Origin of the sequence: Siculibacillus lacustris, from assembly GCF_004328075.1 — a bacterium.
In the GTDB taxonomy this organism is placed as follows: domain Bacteria; phylum Pseudomonadota; class Alphaproteobacteria; order Rhizobiales; family Ancalomicrobiaceae; genus Siculibacillus; species Siculibacillus lacustris.
In genome coordinates, this window is record NZ_SJFN01000046.1 from 15,611 (window position 1) to 31,859 (window position 16,249).

17 protein-coding genes and 1 pseudogene are annotated in these 16,249 nt (G+C 67.9%); 3 read left to right on the forward strand and 15 right to left on the reverse strand.

Going from position 1 to position 16,249, the window contains the following annotated elements:
- Window positions 1-148: 148 nt before the first annotated feature.
- Window positions 149-784: a hypothetical protein gene (locus EYW49_RS20745; protein WP_131311542.1), complete on the reverse strand. Its 636-nt coding sequence runs from the start codon at window positions 782-784 to the stop codon at window positions 149-151.
- 231 nt (window positions 785-1,015) lie between these two features.
- On the opposite strand from EYW49_RS20745, the gene EYW49_RS20750 reads away from it, so the two are divergent.
- Complete coding sequence (locus EYW49_RS20750) at window positions 1,016-1,723, forward strand: hypothetical protein (RefSeq protein WP_131311543.1); 708 nt, start codon at window positions 1,016-1,018, stop codon at window positions 1,721-1,723.
- Window positions 1,724-1,788: 65 nt separating this feature from the next.
- On the opposite strand, the gene EYW49_RS20755 is transcribed toward EYW49_RS20750, so the two are convergent.
- The 5 genes from EYW49_RS20755 to EYW49_RS20775 all read right to left on the reverse strand — a co-directional run bounded on the left by EYW49_RS20755 (window position 1,789) and on the right by EYW49_RS20775 (window position 6,887).
- Window positions 1,789-2,463, reverse strand: a complete 675-nt coding sequence (locus EYW49_RS20755; protein WP_131311544.1) for an HAD family hydrolase — start codon at window positions 2,461-2,463, stop codon at window positions 1,789-1,791.
- A gap of 196 nt (window positions 2,464-2,659) precedes the next feature.
- Window positions 2,660-4,624, reverse strand: a complete 1,965-nt coding sequence (ptsP, locus tag EYW49_RS20760) for a phosphoenolpyruvate--protein phosphotransferase (RefSeq protein ID WP_228259703.1) — start codon at window positions 4,622-4,624, stop codon at window positions 2,660-2,662.
- A gap of 78 nt (window positions 4,625-4,702) precedes the next feature.
- Window positions 4,703-4,990 (reverse strand): PTS sugar transporter subunit IIB, encoded by a 288-nt coding sequence (locus EYW49_RS20765; protein WP_131311545.1) that lies wholly within the window; start codon window positions 4,988-4,990, stop codon window positions 4,703-4,705.
- 14 nt (window positions 4,991-5,004) lie between these two features.
- The gene (locus EYW49_RS20770) at window positions 5,005-5,481 is read right to left on the reverse strand and encodes a PTS sugar transporter subunit IIA (RefSeq protein WP_131311546.1); all 477 of its coding nucleotides are present in this window, start codon (window positions 5,479-5,481) and stop codon (window positions 5,005-5,007) included.
- Window positions 5,481-6,887, reverse strand: coding sequence for a PTS galactitol transporter subunit IIC (locus EYW49_RS20775; RefSeq protein ID WP_131311547.1), 1,407 nt, complete (start codon window positions 6,885-6,887; stop codon window positions 5,481-5,483). The genes EYW49_RS20770 and EYW49_RS20775 overlap by 1 nt, the downstream gene beginning before the upstream one ends.
- 144 nt (window positions 6,888-7,031) lie before the next feature.
- Between EYW49_RS20775 and EYW49_RS20780 the strand changes: the two genes are divergently transcribed.
- Complete coding sequence (locus tag EYW49_RS20780) at window positions 7,032-8,171, forward strand: sugar-binding transcriptional regulator (protein WP_131311548.1); 1,140 nt, start codon at window positions 7,032-7,034, stop codon at window positions 8,169-8,171.
- Between the two features lie 485 nt (window positions 8,172-8,656).
- On the opposite strand, the gene EYW49_RS23750 is transcribed toward EYW49_RS20780, so the two are convergent.
- The 8 genes and pseudogenes from EYW49_RS23750 to EYW49_RS20815 all read right to left on the reverse strand — a co-directional run bounded on the left by EYW49_RS23750 (window position 8,657) and on the right by EYW49_RS20815 (window position 14,972).
- Entirely contained in the window at window positions 8,657-8,995 is a 339-nt protein-coding gene (locus EYW49_RS23750) for an NAD(P)H-binding protein (RefSeq protein WP_206365518.1), read from the reverse strand.
- Window positions 8,956-9,267 (reverse strand): annotated as a pseudogene (locus EYW49_RS23305) (NAD(P)H-binding protein); the annotation flags it as partial. The gene EYW49_RS23750 and the pseudogene EYW49_RS23305, both read right to left, overlap by 40 nt.
- A gap of 4 nt (window positions 9,268-9,271) precedes the next feature.
- Complete coding sequence (locus EYW49_RS20790) at window positions 9,272-10,267, reverse strand: aldo/keto reductase (protein ID WP_131311549.1); 996 nt, start codon at window positions 10,265-10,267, stop codon at window positions 9,272-9,274.
- 31 nt (window positions 10,268-10,298) lie between these two features.
- On the reverse strand, window positions 10,299-11,714 hold the full coding sequence (locus EYW49_RS20795) for an MFS transporter (RefSeq protein ID WP_131311550.1): 1,416 nt from the start codon (window positions 11,712-11,714) through the stop codon (window positions 10,299-10,301).
- Window positions 11,704-12,114 (reverse strand): (R)-mandelonitrile lyase, encoded by a 411-nt coding sequence (locus EYW49_RS20800; RefSeq protein ID WP_131311551.1) that lies wholly within the window; start codon window positions 12,112-12,114, stop codon window positions 11,704-11,706. The genes EYW49_RS20795 and EYW49_RS20800 overlap by 11 nt, the downstream gene beginning before the upstream one ends.
- A gap of 211 nt (window positions 12,115-12,325) precedes the next feature.
- Window positions 12,326-13,024, reverse strand: coding sequence for a DUF4405 domain-containing protein (locus tag EYW49_RS20805; protein ID WP_131311552.1), 699 nt, complete (start codon window positions 13,022-13,024; stop codon window positions 12,326-12,328).
- Window positions 13,025-13,152: 128 nt separating this feature from the next.
- Window positions 13,153-13,674 (reverse strand): flavodoxin, encoded by a 522-nt coding sequence (locus EYW49_RS20810; protein ID WP_206365517.1) that lies wholly within the window; start codon window positions 13,672-13,674, stop codon window positions 13,153-13,155.
- A 245-nt stretch (window positions 13,675-13,919) separates the two neighbouring features.
- On the reverse strand, window positions 13,920-14,972 hold the full coding sequence (locus tag EYW49_RS20815) for an NAD(P)-dependent alcohol dehydrogenase (RefSeq protein WP_131311554.1): 1,053 nt from the start codon (window positions 14,970-14,972) through the stop codon (window positions 13,920-13,922).
- A 143-nt stretch (window positions 14,973-15,115) separates the two neighbouring features.
- Between EYW49_RS20815 and EYW49_RS20820 the strand changes: the two genes are divergently transcribed.
- A complete protein-coding gene (locus tag EYW49_RS20820; RefSeq protein WP_131311555.1) occupies window positions 15,116-16,042 on the forward strand; it encodes a LysR family transcriptional regulator in 927 nt (308 codons plus the stop codon).
- Between the two features lie 31 nt (window positions 16,043-16,073).
- Here EYW49_RS20820 and EYW49_RS20825 read toward each other — a convergent pair.
- On the reverse strand, window positions 16,074-16,249 hold a 176-nt coding region (locus tag EYW49_RS20825; protein ID WP_165498331.1), incomplete at its 5' end, for an ATP-binding protein.

A 16,249-nucleotide genomic window follows, 5' to 3' on the forward strand; every position in this document is an offset into this window, starting at 1 on the left:
GCTCCGCTCGTTCCATGTGTCTCAATCCCACGATGCAGGGTCCGGACCACCGCCGAACACGCCCAGAAGTCGCACTCTTTCCGATTTGTCCTGTCGAGTCAAAGCCCTGCCACACGAGCCGGCGCGCCGCGGTCGCGCCGCCGTCCGTTCAGGCCGGAGAGAAAGCGGACAGGCTCGTCGTCGTCGCCGCCATCGCCGGGCGTTCGGCCGCCACCGAAGGCCGTGTCCAATTCGGCTTGTTGCCGATCATGAGATCGAAGAACGGCACCACGAGATGGGGATCCTCCCGGAAATTCTCGCGGAACGACCACCAGGTCGAGAGTTCGCCGGCGATCGGCTGCAACTCGCATCTCTCGAAGCCTTCCTGCGTCAGGACGATGTCGAGGGCGGTCATGCAATAGGCCGTGGCCAGATAGCCTTCCGGCCAGAAGCGAGCCGCCTCGCTGATCGCCGCACCGGCTTGCGTGCTGCGGTCGGGCGGCGCCGTCACGTCGATCGAGCCGCTGGTCAGGAGATGTTCGAGAAGGAGACCGGTGCTGAAGATGATGTAGTCGCGGCGGTTGCGGCGACTGGCCGGCCGCTGCTTCATCATCTCTTCGACCCAGGCGAGGAAGACGCTCGCCGCCCGGCGTTCGTCGAAGGTGGCCACCAATCCTTCGCGCCGACCGATCGAGCGGATGCCATCGGAGACGTGGCGCATGAAGAAACGCAGGCCACGAACCCGGTGAATGAGGTCGGGGACGCTCTTGACGTCGTTTTCATGGATGATCTCGAAGTTTGCCACAGCCCGCTTCCTCTCGGCCACTTCATCCATAAATCCAATTGGGATTCATATCTCGACGCCTTGAAAAAGTACACATAGATTGCCAGAGTGCAACGTGTTCAGTGGCGGGGCGGGAGGAACGACGGCGCGTTGCCCGGTCCTCGAAGAGGCCGTAGGGCCGCTTTCCAGGTCGAGGCCGGTGACGACTCCGGTCCGTCTGCCGCGGGTCGTCGGATCGATCGAGGTCAGGCCATGCCGTTGAGCGAAATAGCGATCGTCGTGAAGGACGTGTTGCGCGGCGTCCGCTACCTGTTTCGGCATTCGTCGGGGCCGCACCTGCCGCCACCGCTTCCCGGTCTCGGAACACTGACCACCATCGGTGACACGCTGGTGCATCGGCTCGCCGATACGGTGGCCGGGCGCAACGCCGGCGAGGGTGCCGGCTCCCGTGTCGAGTCCGCCTTGCGGGATCTGGCGACGCTCGCCGGGCAGGCGCGCGACGACGTCTTCGTGGAGCGCTTCCGATCGGCCACGTATGTCCTGGCCAAAGAGGTCCTGGCGCTGCGCGGCGTCGGCAACGCGCTCGTCTCCGAATATGCCTTCACCTCCGCGGCGCGCTCGCCCCATCTCGCGAAGGCCGAGCGGAATGCCGCGACCTTCTGTGCCGGTGTGACGCTGGCGATCACGGCCGCGGCGCCGGTCAACCTGATCGACCTGCCCGAGCCCTGCGCCAGGGATCCGTTGTCGCTGTCGCCGAATTCGGCGGTGGCCTGTGCGATCGGGCTGGCGACGACCGCCTGGATGGACAAGCGCGGTGAGGTCGCCGGTGCCGAATGTCTGGCGAGCGCGGTGGAGATGATCGTGCCGTTGCATGCGCGAATGGCGACGGCGATGGGCGCGCCCCAGCCGATGCCGGCGCTCGCCGGCCTGTTCGCCGAATACGCGCCCTTCATTCCCTGAAATCCCATGGCTCGCGACGCCGCTCCGGTGGTGCGACGTCGCGATGGCCGCCGGGCCGTGGCGCCTCAGCGCCGCGCCCCGATCTCGTCGATGCGGGCGAGCAGGTCGGCCGGATCGTCGAACACCCGCATCGCCCCCGCTCGTTCCAGCTCGTCGGCGCCGTAACCCCCCGAGAGCAGGCCGACGCCGAGGGCGCGGGCGCGTTGGGCCGCCAACATGTCCCAGATCGCGTCGCCGACGACGAAGCATTTCTCGATCGGTATCCCGAGGCGCCGGGCCGCTTCCATGAACAGATCGGGGTCGGGCTTGGCGTATTTGACCTGATCGCGCGTCACCACCGGCACCTGCGAGGTGTCGACGCCGAGGGCGTCGAGATTGATCTTCGCGGTCTCCATGCGGCCGCTGGTGGCGATCGCCCAGGGAATCTCGCTTTCGGTGAGATGGGCCAGCAGTTCGCGGGCGCCGGGGAGGGGGGTGACGCTGGTCACCAGGGCCCGGTAGGCTTCCGCGTGGCGATCCCTGAGGCGGTCGTTCAGCTCCGGTGAGATCTCGCGATGGGTCTCACGCAACAGCATGTTGGTGAACAGGCCGCCGCTCATGCCGACCCGGCGATGGATGCGCCACACCGAGAGCTCGATGCCCTCGGAATCGAGGGCGGTCTTCCAGGCGAGGACGTGCTGGTAGACGCTGTCCACCAGGGTTCCGTCGAGGTCGAAGAGGAAGGCGATTTCCCTGGGCATGACGATCCCTCTCGAGGCGCGACACGAGTCGCGGGTGGTCGATCCCGCGATCATGATCTCGCCGCGTGACGAGAGGGAGGCGAATCTCTCAGATGTCCGGACGTGAAGACGAAAGTTCACGAGCGCGCGGCGACCCGCGCGTCGGCGTTGCGGTCGCCGCGTGCCGGGGCGGCGAGGCGCGAACAGGGCGCGGCGACTACGGTCGGGCTTCGGGTGGCACCGCCCAGATCTCGGTCACCTGTTTCTTGACCCTGAGGATCGCCGGCGCGCTCATGCTCAACTCGTCGACCCCGAGGCCGACCAGGATCGGTACCATCTCGGCCCGCGCCGCCGCCTCGCCGCAGACCGCGACCGGGATCCCGGCCACCGCTGCGGCGACGCAGACCAGCCGGACGGCTTCGATCACCGCCGGGTGGTCGGGCCGACACAGCCGCGCCACCTGCCGGTTGGTGCGGTCGGCGGCCATGACGTATTGGGTCAGGTCGTTGGTGCCGATCGAGAAGAAGGCGACCTCGCGCGCCAGGGCCGGGGCGAGCAGCGCCGCCGCGGGGGTCTCGACCATGATGCCGAGATCGAAGCGGCCGTGCGCCACGCCGCGCGCCGCGAGATCGGCCCGACAGGTGTCGATCAGCGCCTTCACGGCGTGCACCTCGTCGATGTCGCTGACCATCGGCACCATCACCCGCAACGGCCCGGCCGCCGCGGCGCGCAACAGGGCGCGGATCTGCGGCAGGAACACGTCGGGCCGGTCGAGGCACATCCGCACCCCGCGCCACCCGAGGAACGGGTTATCTTCGGGCGCGAAGGCGATCGCCGGGATCGGCTTGTCGCCGCCGATGTCGAGGGTGCGGATGGTCACCGGGCGCGGCCGAAACCGTTCGATCACCTCGCGGTAGATCGCCGTCTGTTGGTCCTCGCTCGGCAACTCCGCCGTTTCCATGAACACGAGTTCGGTGCGGAACAGTCCGACCCCCTCGGCGCCGGCCTCGAGGGCCGGATCGATGTCGCGCAGCGAGCCGATGTTGGCGGCGACCGTGACGGCGCGGCCGTCGCGGGTCCGCGGCGAGATCGTCCGATAGGGGGCGAGCGCCGCGACGCTCGCCTGCCGCGCCCGGATCCGCGCCTGGAAGTCGGCGATCGTCGCCGCATCCGGGTCGAGGTGGACCTCGCCGGTGGTCCCGTCGAGCGCCACCACCTTCGCCGTGGCGAGCCGCTCGAGCGGCTCGTCCCAGCCGAACACCGCCGGAATCCCGTGCGACCGCGCGACGATCGCCGCATGGCTGGTCGCCGCCCCGCAGCGACACAGGAAGCCGGCGATCCGCTCGAGCGGTGCGCCGCTCAGATCGAGCGCCGTCACCTCGTCGGCGACGACGATCGCTCCGGCCGGAACCTCGGCGAGCGAGGTCGCGGTCCAGCCGAGCAGCGTGCCGACCACCGCCCGCGACACGCTGCGGATGTCTTCCGCCCGCGCCCGGGCATAGGCGTCGTCCATCGCCTCGAACCGGCCGGCGACGTCGGTGCCGGCGAGCAGCACCGCGGCGACGGCGTCGGCGCCGCCGGCGATCCGCTCCTCGACCAGCCGCGCCCATTCCGGATCGCCCGCCACGTCGGCGAGCGCCTCGACGATCGGCTGGAGGTCGGCACCGGGAAGGGTGCCGGCGCGGGCCGAAACGCTCGCCAGCGTGTCGGCGAGCGCGGTGTGGAAGCGCTCGACTTCGGCCGGCGCCGCCTCCGGTGCGATCCGGCCGAGCGGCTCGGGCAGCCCCGGGTGGGCATGGACATGCACCGGCCCGACGGCGACGCCGTCGCTCGCCGGGACGCCGCGGCGCCCGGTCTCCGCGAGGGTCGGGGCGACGGACGCGGCGATCACCGGCGCGGCAGCCGGTGCCGGGGCGATGCCCGCTTCGGCGCCGCCGAGGAAGGCGGCGATCTGCTCCAGGGCCGCCGCGGCGTCGTCGCCGGTCGTCCGGAGGGTCACTTCGTCGGCTTCCTTGACGCCGAGCAGCATCAGCTTCAACGGCGATTTGGCGTCGGCGGTCGCTCCGCCGCGCTCCAGCACCACGGCCGAGGTGAAGCTCTTGGCGAGGCGGACGAGTTGGGCCGCCGGGCGCGCGTGCAATCCGTCTCGCACGCCGACCGACAAGGTGCGTTGCAGTTCCATCGTGGCCTCGGGGTGATTGTCGAGCGGGTGACGGGGCTCGACGGCGTGGTCGCCGGTCGAGCCCCCGCCGGGACGGGCTCAGGCTCTCAGAATCGCGGCGATCTTCTCGATGACTTCGGCCTTGCCGAGGCCGGTCAGGAAGGCGAGCGTGACGATCGCCGGCTTCGACAGATTGGGCGGCACCGGGGTGGTCGAAACCACCAGATCGGCGTCGGCGATCAGGCTCGGGATCTCCGTCGCCTTGCACTGGCGGATGTCGATCTTGATGCCGCGGGCCTTCATTTCCTCTTCCAGCGCATTGGCGACCACGGTGGATGTGGCGACCGCGGTGCCGCAGGCGACGAGCACTCTCTTGGGTCTGATCATTGCGTTTCTCCCGGTTACGTCTTCTTGGTCTCGAGGGCCGCGAGGATCTCGGCGACGGTCGCCGCTTCCGCGATGCGGCGCATGATCGGTGCGTCCTGCAGCGTCGCGGCGATCGTCTGCAGCATTTCGATCTGTTCGTTCTTGTCGCGCAGTGCGAGCGCGAACACCACCGTCACGGCGAGATCGCGGTCGGGATCCTCCATGCTCTTGAAGGCCACCGGTGTGGCGAGCGTCGCCATGGCCAGGGCCGGGGTCACGACGTGTTCCGGATCGGTGTGCGGGACGGCGACCGCGACGTCGTCGGCCAGCGGCAGGCCGGTCGGCATCGTCGCCTCGCGGTCGATCACCGCCCGAGCATAGCTCTCCTTGACGCTGCCGATCATCCGCAGACGTTCGGCGAGCAGCGTGATCACCTCGGCCGAGTCGGAGGCGGTGACCCGCGGGCAGATCGCCCGCGGATCGAGGTAACGACCGAAGAGCGAGGTCGACATCATTCACCCGCCGCTTCTTCGACGTCGCCGCTGCCGGCGGCCCGTTCCCAACTCGCCGCATTGCGCCAGAAGACGAAGATCGAGCCGAAGATCGCCACGGCGACGACGATCAGTCCGAAGAAGCCGAGGCTGCGGACCAGTTCGACCACCACCCAGGAGATCCACAGGAAGCCGTCGACGATCGACGTGATGTGGGCGGCGTTCGCCGGCAACTTGAAGCCCGCACCGATCGCGGCGGAGGTGAACAACGGCGCGAGACCGGTGGCCACGTAGAAGCCGACGATCAGCGTGACGGTGCCGATGATCACCATGCGCAGCACGTTGCCGTTGGTGATCGGCGCCGCCATCGCGACGATGAACGGAATCACCGCGAGGTCGGCGAACAGGATGACCTGATTGCCCGGCAGGATGATCGACAGCAGGATGGCGATCGGCACCAGGATCAGGGCGCTGGAGATCGCCGCCGGATGGCCGATCAGAATCGCCGAATCGAGGCCGACGTTGATCTCGCGGTCGCCGGCGCGCTTCTGCACGAATTCGCGGGCGGCTTCCGAGACCGGGATCAGGCCTTCCATCAGGATCTTCACCATGCGTGGCAGGAGCAGCATGACGGCGGCGAGATTCATGCCGGTCTGCAGCACCTTGACCACCATCGCCGCCGGCGACGGCATGTTCCAGTAGCCGATCAGGCCGAGCACCAGACCGATGATCAGACCCATCACCACCGGCTCACCGAGCACGCCGAAGCGACGCTGGATGGTGTCGGTGTCGAGGTTGATGTCGCGCAGGCCGGGGATCCGTTCGATGATCCAGTTGAGCACGATGGCGATCGGCAGGATCTGGGCGGAAGCCAGATGCGGCACCGAGACGCCGGGGACGCCATAGAAGCGCTGCACGCCCTTGGCGGTCCAGTCGGCGAAGAACAGGCTGAGCGCCGCCATCAGCGCCGCGGCGAATATGCCCATCGGCAACGAGCCGGAGGCCGCCACCACCAGCGAGCCGACGAAGGCGAAATGCCAGAAGTTCCAGACGTCGACGTTCAGCGTCCGGGTCATGCCGCCGAACAGCATCAGGATGTTGACGCCGATGCCGACCGGAATGACCCACAGGCCGACCGACGAGCCGAAGGCGATCGCCGCCGCCGACGGCCACCCGACGTCGACGATGTCGCGCTGCAGGCCGGTGTTCTTGACGATCGCCTGGGCGACGTCGGTGAGGTTCACGAACATCAGTCCGATCACCAGATTGATGCCGATGAAGGCGACACCGATCGTCACCGCCGCGCGGAACGCCCGACCGGCCTTGGCACCCAAGACCATCGCGATGACGAAGATGACGATCGGTAGAAGAACGGTCGAACCGAGGCCGTCGACGACGGCCTTCAGGCCGGCTAAGACGCTGTCCATGATCTTGTTTCTCCCTTTGACACGATTTGTTTCTTATTGTCTGCTTTGTGCAGATTTCTTCGGAAGTGCCGCGGCACCCGGCCCTGGGTGTGGCCGTGCCGGATCGAATCCGCCTCTCTTCCAATTGGGAACCGCGGTCACCGCATGAACATTTGTGCGGGCGCTGACCAAATTGTCATACGCCCGACCGCTGATCTGGTCAAGTGTGCGCGACGTGGACATTTGACCACACTTGGGGAAACGGCTATCGTCGTGCGAAGTTGTGTCGGGCGGACCGGATCCGCCGCTCGCTCTCGACAAGACGTGGCGGCCATGGCGACAATCAGTGAAGACCTGCACATCAAAGCGGCCTGGCTCTACTATATCCATGGTTTCAGCCAGGAAGAGGTCGCCAAAAATCTCCGGACATCGCGATCGAAAGTCGCTCGGATGCTGTCGAGTGCCCGCGAAAAGGGCGTCGTCAAGATCTCGATCGAGCACGAGACGACGGAAACACTCGCACTCTGCGACTGGATCTCGGCCACTTACAATGTCAAAGAGTGTCTTCTGACGCCCTATATCGGCATCGAATCGACCGATCTGGAGTTGACCGCGCGTCTGGGCAAGCAGGCGGTAGGGATCGTCGCGGCCAATCACATCAGCCGGCGCCTGCAGAATGCCGAGCTGCTGACGGTCGGCATCGGTGCCGGCAAGACGCTGGCCGAGATGGTCGTGTCCTTCCCGTCGATGGCCAAGTCCGACCTCCGCGTGGTGTCGCTGCTCGGCGCTTCGTCGCTCGACGACGGCAACGGCTGCTATTCGCTGACCCTGCGCTTCGCCGCGGCGACCGGCGGCAGCGCACTCACCCTCCCGGCGCCTCTGACCGTCACCGATCCGGAGACCCGACGGGCGCTCGAACGCGACCGATCGGTTCTCGACACCTTGGACATCGCCCGCAACGCGTCGCTCAAAGTGCTCGGCTGCAGCGACTGTTCGGCCGGCAACACCTTCTTCAGGGCGGCGCGGCTCGAGGCTCGCGAGATCGCCGAACTGGTCGCCTCCGGCGCCGTCTGCGAGATCGGCGGCAGTTTCCTCGATCGGAACGGGTCGCTCGCGCCGACCCTCCTCAACGACCGCACCATGGGGGTCGGGCTCGACGCCCTGAGGCGATCCGAGGTGATCGTGCTGGCGGCCGGTCGGCGCAAGGTCGAACCGCTGCGGGCGGTGTTGAAGGCCGGGCTCGCCGATACGATCGTCATCGACAACGAGATCGCCGAGGAACTGGTCAACCGGCCCAAGGGCTGATCCGCGGGTCCGCGGCGTCTGCCGCATCCTGCGCGGCGATCCGGCCGCTCGACGCATCCTGGTGAAGCGCCACGTCTCGGTCGGCGATGATGGGGCCGGTGGTGAAACACGTGGCCGCGGGACGGCGATTTCGTCTGCATCGCCAGGGCCGACGCGACGCGAACGAAACCGTCGGGCTGCGCGCGACATCGGACGGGTTCGGCCTCGACCGGGTCTCGGGATCCGGCTGCACGACAGGGCGCAAATCCTCGATCGACCCGTACGGCTTCGTGGCGTCCGAAAATCAGGAGATCTCTGAAGAATCAGATGAGAAATGGCGGAGAGGGAGGGGAACGAAGCAACGTTGTGTTCATCCTTGATAGATGAAGCGGTTTGATCGCATCGGCAAGTCTGTGTGTAGCGATGCGGTGCAGCCGATCTATTCTCGGTTGGTGCAGGGGCAAGCCGAAGACCGGTATTCGAGGCTCCTGAACGCGGCCCGATCGTCACTCGCGGCTCACCCCCAGGCTTTCCCGAACGTGCAGGCCCTCGCGCATGGCCAAGTCGACGATCAGCTTCGACAGAGCATCGATCGAGACGTCGTCCCCGACGAACGGTTCTCCCCTCCGCGTGAGGCGACGGGACGAAGGCCCGCCACGCACGAACCGGCCGGGTCGAAGGATCGTCCAGTCGAGATCCGACGCCTCGATCGGTGCAGCCGAGTCTCGACAAGGGGTCGAGGACGCTGCGATGGCGGCTCGCCGGGAACCTCGCCGTAGATGCCCATGGAACTGATGAAGATCAGTCGCCGCACGCCGGTGTCGTGCATCGCGGCGATGATCGATCGCGCCTGCGCCGCCATGCCGCCGGCGAGGTTCGCATGGACGACGTCCCGTCCGCGCATCGCCTTGCGTAGAGCCGCGGCGTCGACGACGTCGCCTTCGACGATCCGGACGCGTGCCGGGTCGGGGTTGGAAAGCCGAACGGCGTTGCGGTGCGGAGACAGAGCGTCAGTTCGACGTCGCTGCGGTCCAGAAGGAAGCGTGTGGTGTTGCGGGCGAGCCCGCGGTTCGCACCGAGGATCGAGATCTTGGTCATGGCGCGAATCGCTCGTCACGATTTCAGAGGCCGGTCATCTTCAATGCCGCTTCCGGCAGACGGTCCCCGACCATCGGGATTGCCGTGAGGGTTCGTTCCATCTCGGCGAGGTCGGCCGCGTCGAGGGAGAGATCGACCGCGCCGAGGTTCTCGTCGAGGCGATGGCGCTTGGTCGTCCCGGGGATCGGTACGATCCAGGGGGCCTGCGCCAGCACCCAGGCGAGGGCGACCTGGGCCGGGGTGGCGGACTTGCGGGCGGCGATCGCCCGGACGAGGTCGACGAGTCCGGCGTTTGCGGCGCGTGCCTCCGGCGAGAAGCGCGGGACGAGACGACGGAAGTCGGACGCGTCGAACTCCGTCTTCGCGTCGATCTTGCCGGTCAGGAAGCCGGCACCGAGCGGGCTGAAGGGCACGAAGCCGATGCCGAGGTCCGCGAGCGTCGGCAAGAGATCGACGAGCGGCGCCCGCCACCACAGCGAGAACTCGCTCTGCACCGCGGTCACCGGGAAGACCGCATGGGCGCGGCGAATGGTGCCGACACCGGCCTCGGACAACCCGAAATGTCGGACCTTGCCGGCCCGGACGAGATCGCCGACCGCCCCGGCGACGTCTTCGATCGGGACCGCGGGGTCGACCCGGTGTTGGTAGAAGAGGTCGATGACGTCGGTGCGCAGGCGCTTCAGCGCGGCCTCGGCGACGGCACGGATGTGCTCCGGACGGCTGTTGGTGCCGCCCGTCCGCGCCCCGGTCTCGAGATCGATGTCGAAGCCGAACTTGGTGGCGATCACCACTCGGTCGCGGACCGGCGCGAGTGCGTCTCCGACGAGGACCTCGTTGGTGAAGGGGCCGTAGGCCTCGGCGGTGTCGAAGAAGGTGACGCCGACGTCGACCGCATGGCGGATGAGCGAAATCATGTCCGCCCGATCGGCCGGAGGTCCGTAGGCGGCGCTCATGCCCATGCAGCCGAGGCCGAGGGCGGAGACTTCGAGCCCGCTCGCTCCGAGAGTTCTCTGCTTCATGATAGATCTCCTTCGAGAATGGTGTGGGTGGTCAGCGCCGGGCGCCGGGGCGGCGGGCGATGAAGGCCATCGCCAGGACGGTGGCGACGGTGAGCAGGAGCGTGCCCGCGGTGAGCGCGGTCGAGATGCGATGGGCGAGGAGCGCCGTCCCTCGGAGGCCGGTCGAGCCGATGCCGGCCACCGCGACCAGAACACTCAAGCCCAGCGCGCTGCCGATCTGATGGCTGACGTTGACGAGGCCGGAGGCGGCGCCGGCGTTGCGGGCGTCGACGTCCGCGATCCCGGCGGCGGTGAGCGGTCCGAGCACCAGGCCCTGCCCGAAACCGATCAGGATCATCGGCAGAGCGATGCCGACCGCGTAGGACGTCCCGGCATCGATGCGCGAGAGCCAACCGAGACCGACGACACCGATCAGGAGGCCGGTGGCGAGCAGGCGCCCATTGCCGAAGCGGCGGGTGAGCTTCGGCACCGCCATGGCGGAGGCGAAGTTGACCAGGGTGGTCGGCAGGAAGGCGAGACCGGTCGCGAGCGGGCTCCAATGGGCGACGTCCTGCAGGAACAGGCTGATGAAGAACCAGAAGCCGATCATCCCGCCGAGGAAGAACACCCGCGCCGCATAGGCCGCGGCGCGGACCGGGTGAGCGAAGAGGGCGAGCGGCAGGATCGGTTGCGCCGCCGTGCGTTCGACCCGCACGAAGACGGCGAGGAGGACGAGGCCGGCGGCGAGCGTCGCCAGTGTGGCGGCGTCGGTCCAGCCGGACGACGCCGACCGTACCACGGCATAGACGAGCGCGGTCATGCCGACGGTCGAGGTGATCGCACCGGCGAGATCGAAGCGTCCGGCATGCCGCTCGGTCTCGGCGATGAACCGCGGCGTCGCCAGGATCATGGCGAGACCGATCGGCAGGTTGATCAGGAAGCCGGCTCGCCAGGAGACGAGATCGGCGAGGACGCCGCCGGCGACGAGGCCGACGCTCGAAGCGATGCCGGCGATCGCCCCGTAGAGCGCCACGGCGCGGGTCCGCTCGGGGCCCGCCGCGAAATTGGTCTGGATCAGCGCGAGCGTCGACGGAGCCAGCACGGCGGAGCCGAAGCCCTGGACGGCGCGCGCGGCGAGCATCACCGCCGCCGACGGGGCGACGGCGATCACCACCGAGGCGACGGTGAAGATCGCCAGCCCGACCAGGAACATGCGCCGCCGACCGAGGATGTCGCCGGCCCGCGCGCCGAGCAGCAGGAAGCCGCCGAAGGCGAGCGTATAGGCGCTCTGGACCCAGGACAGCCCGGTGTCGGTGAAGCCGAGTTCGTCGTGGAGCTTCGGCAGCGCGGTGATGACGATCGAGATGTCGAGCACGATCATCATGTAGCTCGCCAGGATGATGGTCAGGATCATCGCCTTGCGGGGCGCCGTCGAGGTCTGCGAGAGCGGGGCGGCATCAATCGGCATGGATCGCTCCGGCGTACTGTTGGTCGGACACGTGCTCGAACCAGTCGGCGGCGGACCCGTCGACGGCCTCCTGGATGGCGATGTGGGTCATCGCAGTCGAAGGCGCGGCGCCGTGCCAGTGCTTTTCGCCGGCCGGGATCCATACGACGTCGCCCGGCCGGATCTCGCGGATCGGTCCGCCCCAGCTCTGCACGCGGCCGCAGCCGGCGGTGACGATCAGGGTCTGACCGAGCGGATGGGCGTGCCAAGCGGTGCGGGCGCCGGGCTCGAAGGTCACCGCGGCGCCGCTCGCCCGGGCCGGCTCGTGCGTGGGAAACAGGTGGTCGACCCGCACGATCCCGGTGAACCAGTCCGAGGGACCCTTCTGCGAAGGGGTGATGCCGACCTTGGTGATGTCCATGTTCGAACTCCCGATGGGGGTTGTGTCTCGATCGGACGTGCCTCGGGGCTGTCCGTCTGTTCGTCCGAAACTTAGGCCGTCGGCGATCGGTCGATAATGCGCGAAGATCGGCATGTACTCATGAGTGTGGATCATGAACGACGACTGCCGGCCGAGCCTTCGACCACGCGCTTCGCCGCAGCGACGCGCGCCCGTCGGTCGAACACCCCGGTCAGGTCGTGGTTTCGTCGGCGATACGCCCCGCCCATCCTTCGGCGCGTCTCACCGCCGCCCGCCCGTAGTGGGCGACGATGGCGCCGGCGGCGATCAGCGCGACATACTCGAGGAGGAACCAGGCGACAGGGAAGCTCGGGTCCCAATAGTCGAACGAGACCGTCGCCGTCAGCCGCGCGGCGATCGAACGGTCGGCGAAGGCATGCAGCCCGAAGGCGGAGAGCGCCGCGGCCGACACGCGCGTGGCGATCAGGGCGCCCCCGCGGTCGAGATCGATGCCCGCGTGCTTCCGGAAGGCTCCGGCGAAGAGCCGCAGGTGCAGACCGAGGTGCAGCGCCGCGAAGAGGAGGACCCAATGGGCGGCGGCGGAGTGGAACTGTCGCGAGAGGATTTCCCATTCGGCGCCGGTGAGCCGACCGAGCAGCCGCGAGTTGGTCAGGCCGCTCGTCATCACCGCGGCGGTGGCGATCAGCAGCCCGAGGTCGACGGCGGTCAGTACCCTCCGAACCGGGCGATGGCGACCTTGCGGGATCGCTCGATACCATCGCCGGTTCAGTCCGTTGTGCAGGATCGCGGCGGCGAGGAGGAGGAAGCCGCCGATCTCGTGCACCGTGTTGCCGGTGAAGCGCCAGGCGAACGACGCGAGGAACAGCCCGAGCATCACGAGGTCGAGGATCAGCCGGGCGGAAAGCGACATGGCTGCCGATCAATCTTGCGCCGGCTTCGACCGGACGGCGCCGAATGCCTCGCCGAGCATCACCACGAGCGTCGCGACGACCAGCAGGACCGTGACGAGACTGCGGCTGGCGAACATCATCCTCTCCCTCACAGACGACGCAGCCAGGACGCCACGTCGCGGCGAGCGGCGTCCGTCTTGGCGTAGCCGCCCTCTCCGCCGCGCAGGGCGATGCCCTCCAGAAGTTTCGCCGATGGGCAGAGACGGCGAATGTCGCCGACGCTCGCGCCCAGCGCGCTCCCCTCGTGGGTGCAGAAGGGCACCACCGTCTTGCCGGCGAGGCGATGGGTCTCGAGGAAGGTGAAGAACGCCATCGGCATGGTGCTCCACCAGTTGGGAAAGCCGAGGAACACCGTGTCGTAGCCGTCGATGTCGGCGACGTCGGCCACGAGCTTCGGACGGAAGTTCTCGTCCTGCTCGCGTTTGGCCTGATCCGTGGTCGGCCGATAGGCGGCGGGATAGGTGTGGGTGCTCTTCAGCTCGAAGAGGTCGCCGGGCACGAGGGCGCGGATGCCCTCCGCCACCGCGCGGGTATTGCCGGTTCTCGACCAGTAGGCGATCAGCACGCGGCCGAAGTCCCGGCCCGGTGCGGCGAACGATGGAACCGACATCGAAGGTAATCCTCCTACACCGAGGCCGAACGCCGCCAGCCCGAGAAGTCGACGCCGCGATGGCAGCAGCGTCGATCCCGGCATCGGCGTCTCGTCCGAAGACGGCGCGGAACGCTCGTCGTCACGCGTCGCATCGGACATGGTCGGTCTCCATCACAGGCAACGACGATCCATCCGGCGCGACGGCGTCGGTGACGATCTGATTTCGGGGGAAAGGCGGCGGGCGCACCCGCCGCCGTCTGCGATCAGGCGCGCAGCGTCGCCATGTCGATGACGAAGCGGTACTTCACGTCGGCCCGCTTCAGCCGCTCGAAGGCCGTGTCGATGTCCTGCATGCCGATCACTTCGACGTCGGCGGTGATGCCGTGCAATCCACAGAAGTCGAGCATCTCCTGCGTGTCGCGGATGCCGCCGATCAACGAACCGGCCACCGCCTTGCGGCGGAACACCATCGGCGCGGAGTTCAGCGCCGGCTCGAGCGGGCCGAGATAGCCGACCAGCACCAGCGTGCCGTCGGTCGCCAGCGTCGGAATGTAGGGGTTCACGTCGTGAACATAGGGTACCGTGTCGATGATCAGATCGAAGGTGTCGGCGACGGCCGCCATCTGATCGGCATCGGTGGAAATGACGACCCGGTCCGCTCCGAGGCGGCGAGCGTCCGCTTCCTTGCCCGGCGACCGCGAGAACAGCGTCACCTCGGCGCCGAGCGCCTTGGCGAGCTTCAGGCCCATGTGGCCGAGGCCACCGAGGCCGACGATCGCCACCTTGGAACCGGCGCCGACCTGCCAATGTCGGAGCGGCGACCAGGTGGTGATGCCAGCGCACAAGAGCGGCGCCGCGCCGGCCGGGTCGATCGTCTCGGGCACCTTCAGCACGAAGCGCTCGGTGACGACGATCGTCTGCGAATAGCCGCCGTAGGTGGTCATGCCGTCCTTGGGGTCGACGTGACCGTAGGTGTAGACGCAATGGGGGCAATACTGCTCTTCGCCGTCGTCGCACGGATCGCAGGAGAAGCAGCTGTCGACCATGCAGCCGACGCCGACCCGGTCGCCGACCTTGAAGCTCTTCACGTCGGCGCCGACCGCCGACACCTGCCCGACGATCTCGTGGCCGGGCACCATCGGATAGGTCGAGAAGCCCCAGTCGTTCTGGACGTTGTGCAGATCGGAGTGGCAGACGCCGCACCACAGGATGTCGATCACCACGTCGTCGGGACGCGGGTCGCGGCGCTCGAAGCGCCAGGGTGCCATCGGGGCCTTGGCGGACTGCGCCGCCCAGCCGAGCACGTTGAGGGTCATCGCCGGTTCTCCGGTTCGAGGTGCGACCGACGAGGCGCAGGCGGAGCGTCTCCCGTTCGGTCGGGTCGAGGCGCAAGCTAGCCGGTTGCCTCGATGCCGATTAGGTGCTGAGATCGGCATGAACCCATGAGTGGTGCTCACGAATGCTGAAAGAGAACCTCGCCGACCTCCTTTCCTTCTGCGCCGTGGCCGAAGCTCGCAGCTTCACCAAGGCGGCGGCCAAACTGCGGGTCTCGCAGTCGGCGCTCAGCCATGCCATGCGGGAGCTGGAGGCCCGCCTCGGCGTCCGCCTGTTGGCGCGGACGACCCGCAGCGTCGCGCCGACGGAAGCCGGCGAGCGCCTGCTCCGGGTGCTCTCGCCCGCCCTCGACGAGATCGGAGCCGAACTCGAAGCGCTCGGCGAACTGCGCGAGAAGCCGGCCGGCAACTTCCGCATCACCGCCGGCGAAGATGCGGTCGAGCGTGTGATCATGCCCGCGCTCGCCCATCTCCTGCCGGCCTATCCCGACCTCAAGGTCGAACTGACCGTCGATGCCGGCTTCGTCGACATCGTCGCGGAACGCTACGATGCCGGTGTGCGCCTCGGCGAACAGGTGGCCAAGGACATGATCGCGGTGCCGATCGGTCCGGAGATGCGGATGGCCGTGGTCGGTGCGCCGACCTATTTCGAGCGTCGCCCGCGCCCGGAGACGCCCGACGATCTCACCGCCCACGACTGCATCAATCTGCGTCTTCCGACGCTCGGCGGCTTCTACGCCTGGGAGTTCGAGAAGGACGGCCGCGAACTCCGCGCGCGGGTCGAAGGACAGTTGGCCTTCAACACCTCGAAACAGGCGATCGGGGCGGCCGTCGCGGGGCTCGGCCTCACCTCGACGCTGGAGGGCATGGTCGCCGACCACATCGCCGCCGGCCGCCTGATCCGCGTGCTGGACGACTGGTGCCCACCGTTCCCCGGCTACCACCTCTATTATCCCAGCCGCCGACAGTCTTCCGCGGCGTTCAGGCTCCTCGTCGATGCGCTGAGGTGGCCTGTTGATTTCCGCGGAGAACTGACCCAGGCTTTCCACTGAGAACTGACCCGCCTTGATGATGGTCGGTTGGTCAGTTGGCGGTCAAGTTCCTCGTCTTCTCCCTGGTTGGTTTGGCCGTTTTCGCCGAACTGTTCTTGAAGCGGAAGCTGTCGTTCCCTGTCTCCAGGATGTGGCAGTGGTGGGTGAGCCGGTCGAGCAACGCGGTCGTCATCTTGGCATCGCCGAAGACGGTCGCCCATTCACTGA

Excerpts from the sequence above, each read along its gene's own strand:
- EYW49_RS20815 (WP_131311554.1), bottom strand. The coding sequence starts at position 14,972 with ATGACCCTCAACGTGCTCGGCTGGGCGGCGCAGTCCGCCAAGGCCCCG.
- EYW49_RS20780 (WP_131311548.1), top strand. The coding sequence starts at position 7,032 with ATGAACATTTGTGCGGGCGCTGACCAAATTGTCATACGCCCGACCGCT.
- EYW49_RS20800 (WP_131311551.1), bottom strand. The coding sequence starts at position 12,114 with ATGGACATCACCAAGGTCGGCATCACCCCTTCGCAGAAGGGTCCCTCG.
- EYW49_RS20790 (WP_131311549.1), bottom strand. The coding sequence starts at position 10,267 with ATGAAGCAGAGAACTCTCGGAGCGAGCGGGCTCGAAGTCTCCGCCCTC.
- ptsP (WP_228259703.1), bottom strand. The coding sequence starts at position 4,624 with ATGGAACTGCAACGCACCTTGTCGGTCGGCGTGCGAGACGGATTGCAC.
- EYW49_RS20810 (WP_206365517.1), bottom strand. The coding sequence starts at position 13,674 with ATGTCGGTTCCATCGTTCGCCGCACCGGGCCGGGACTTCGGCCGCGTG.
- EYW49_RS20770 (WP_131311546.1), bottom strand. The coding sequence starts at position 5,481 with ATGTCGACCTCGCTCTTCGGTCGTTACCTCGATCCGCGGGCGATCTGC.
- EYW49_RS20805 (WP_131311552.1), bottom strand. The coding sequence starts at position 13,024 with ATGTCGCTTTCCGCCCGGCTGATCCTCGACCTCGTGATGCTCGGGCTG.
- EYW49_RS20795 (WP_131311550.1), bottom strand. The coding sequence starts at position 11,714 with ATGCCGATTGATGCCGCCCCGCTCTCGCAGACCTCGACGGCGCCCCGC.
- EYW49_RS20755 (WP_131311544.1), bottom strand. The coding sequence starts at position 2,463 with ATGCCCAGGGAAATCGCCTTCCTCTTCGACCTCGACGGAACCCTGGTG.
- EYW49_RS20775 (WP_131311547.1), bottom strand. The coding sequence starts at position 6,887 with ATGGACAGCGTCTTAGCCGGCCTGAAGGCCGTCGTCGACGGCCTCGGT.
- EYW49_RS20750 (WP_131311543.1), top strand. The coding sequence starts at position 1,016 with ATGCCGTTGAGCGAAATAGCGATCGTCGTGAAGGACGTGTTGCGCGGC.
- EYW49_RS20820 (WP_131311555.1), top strand. The coding sequence starts at position 15,116 with ATGCTGAAAGAGAACCTCGCCGACCTCCTTTCCTTCTGCGCCGTGGCC.
- EYW49_RS20765 (WP_131311545.1), bottom strand. The coding sequence starts at position 4,990 with ATGATCAGACCCAAGAGAGTGCTCGTCGCCTGCGGCACCGCGGTCGCC.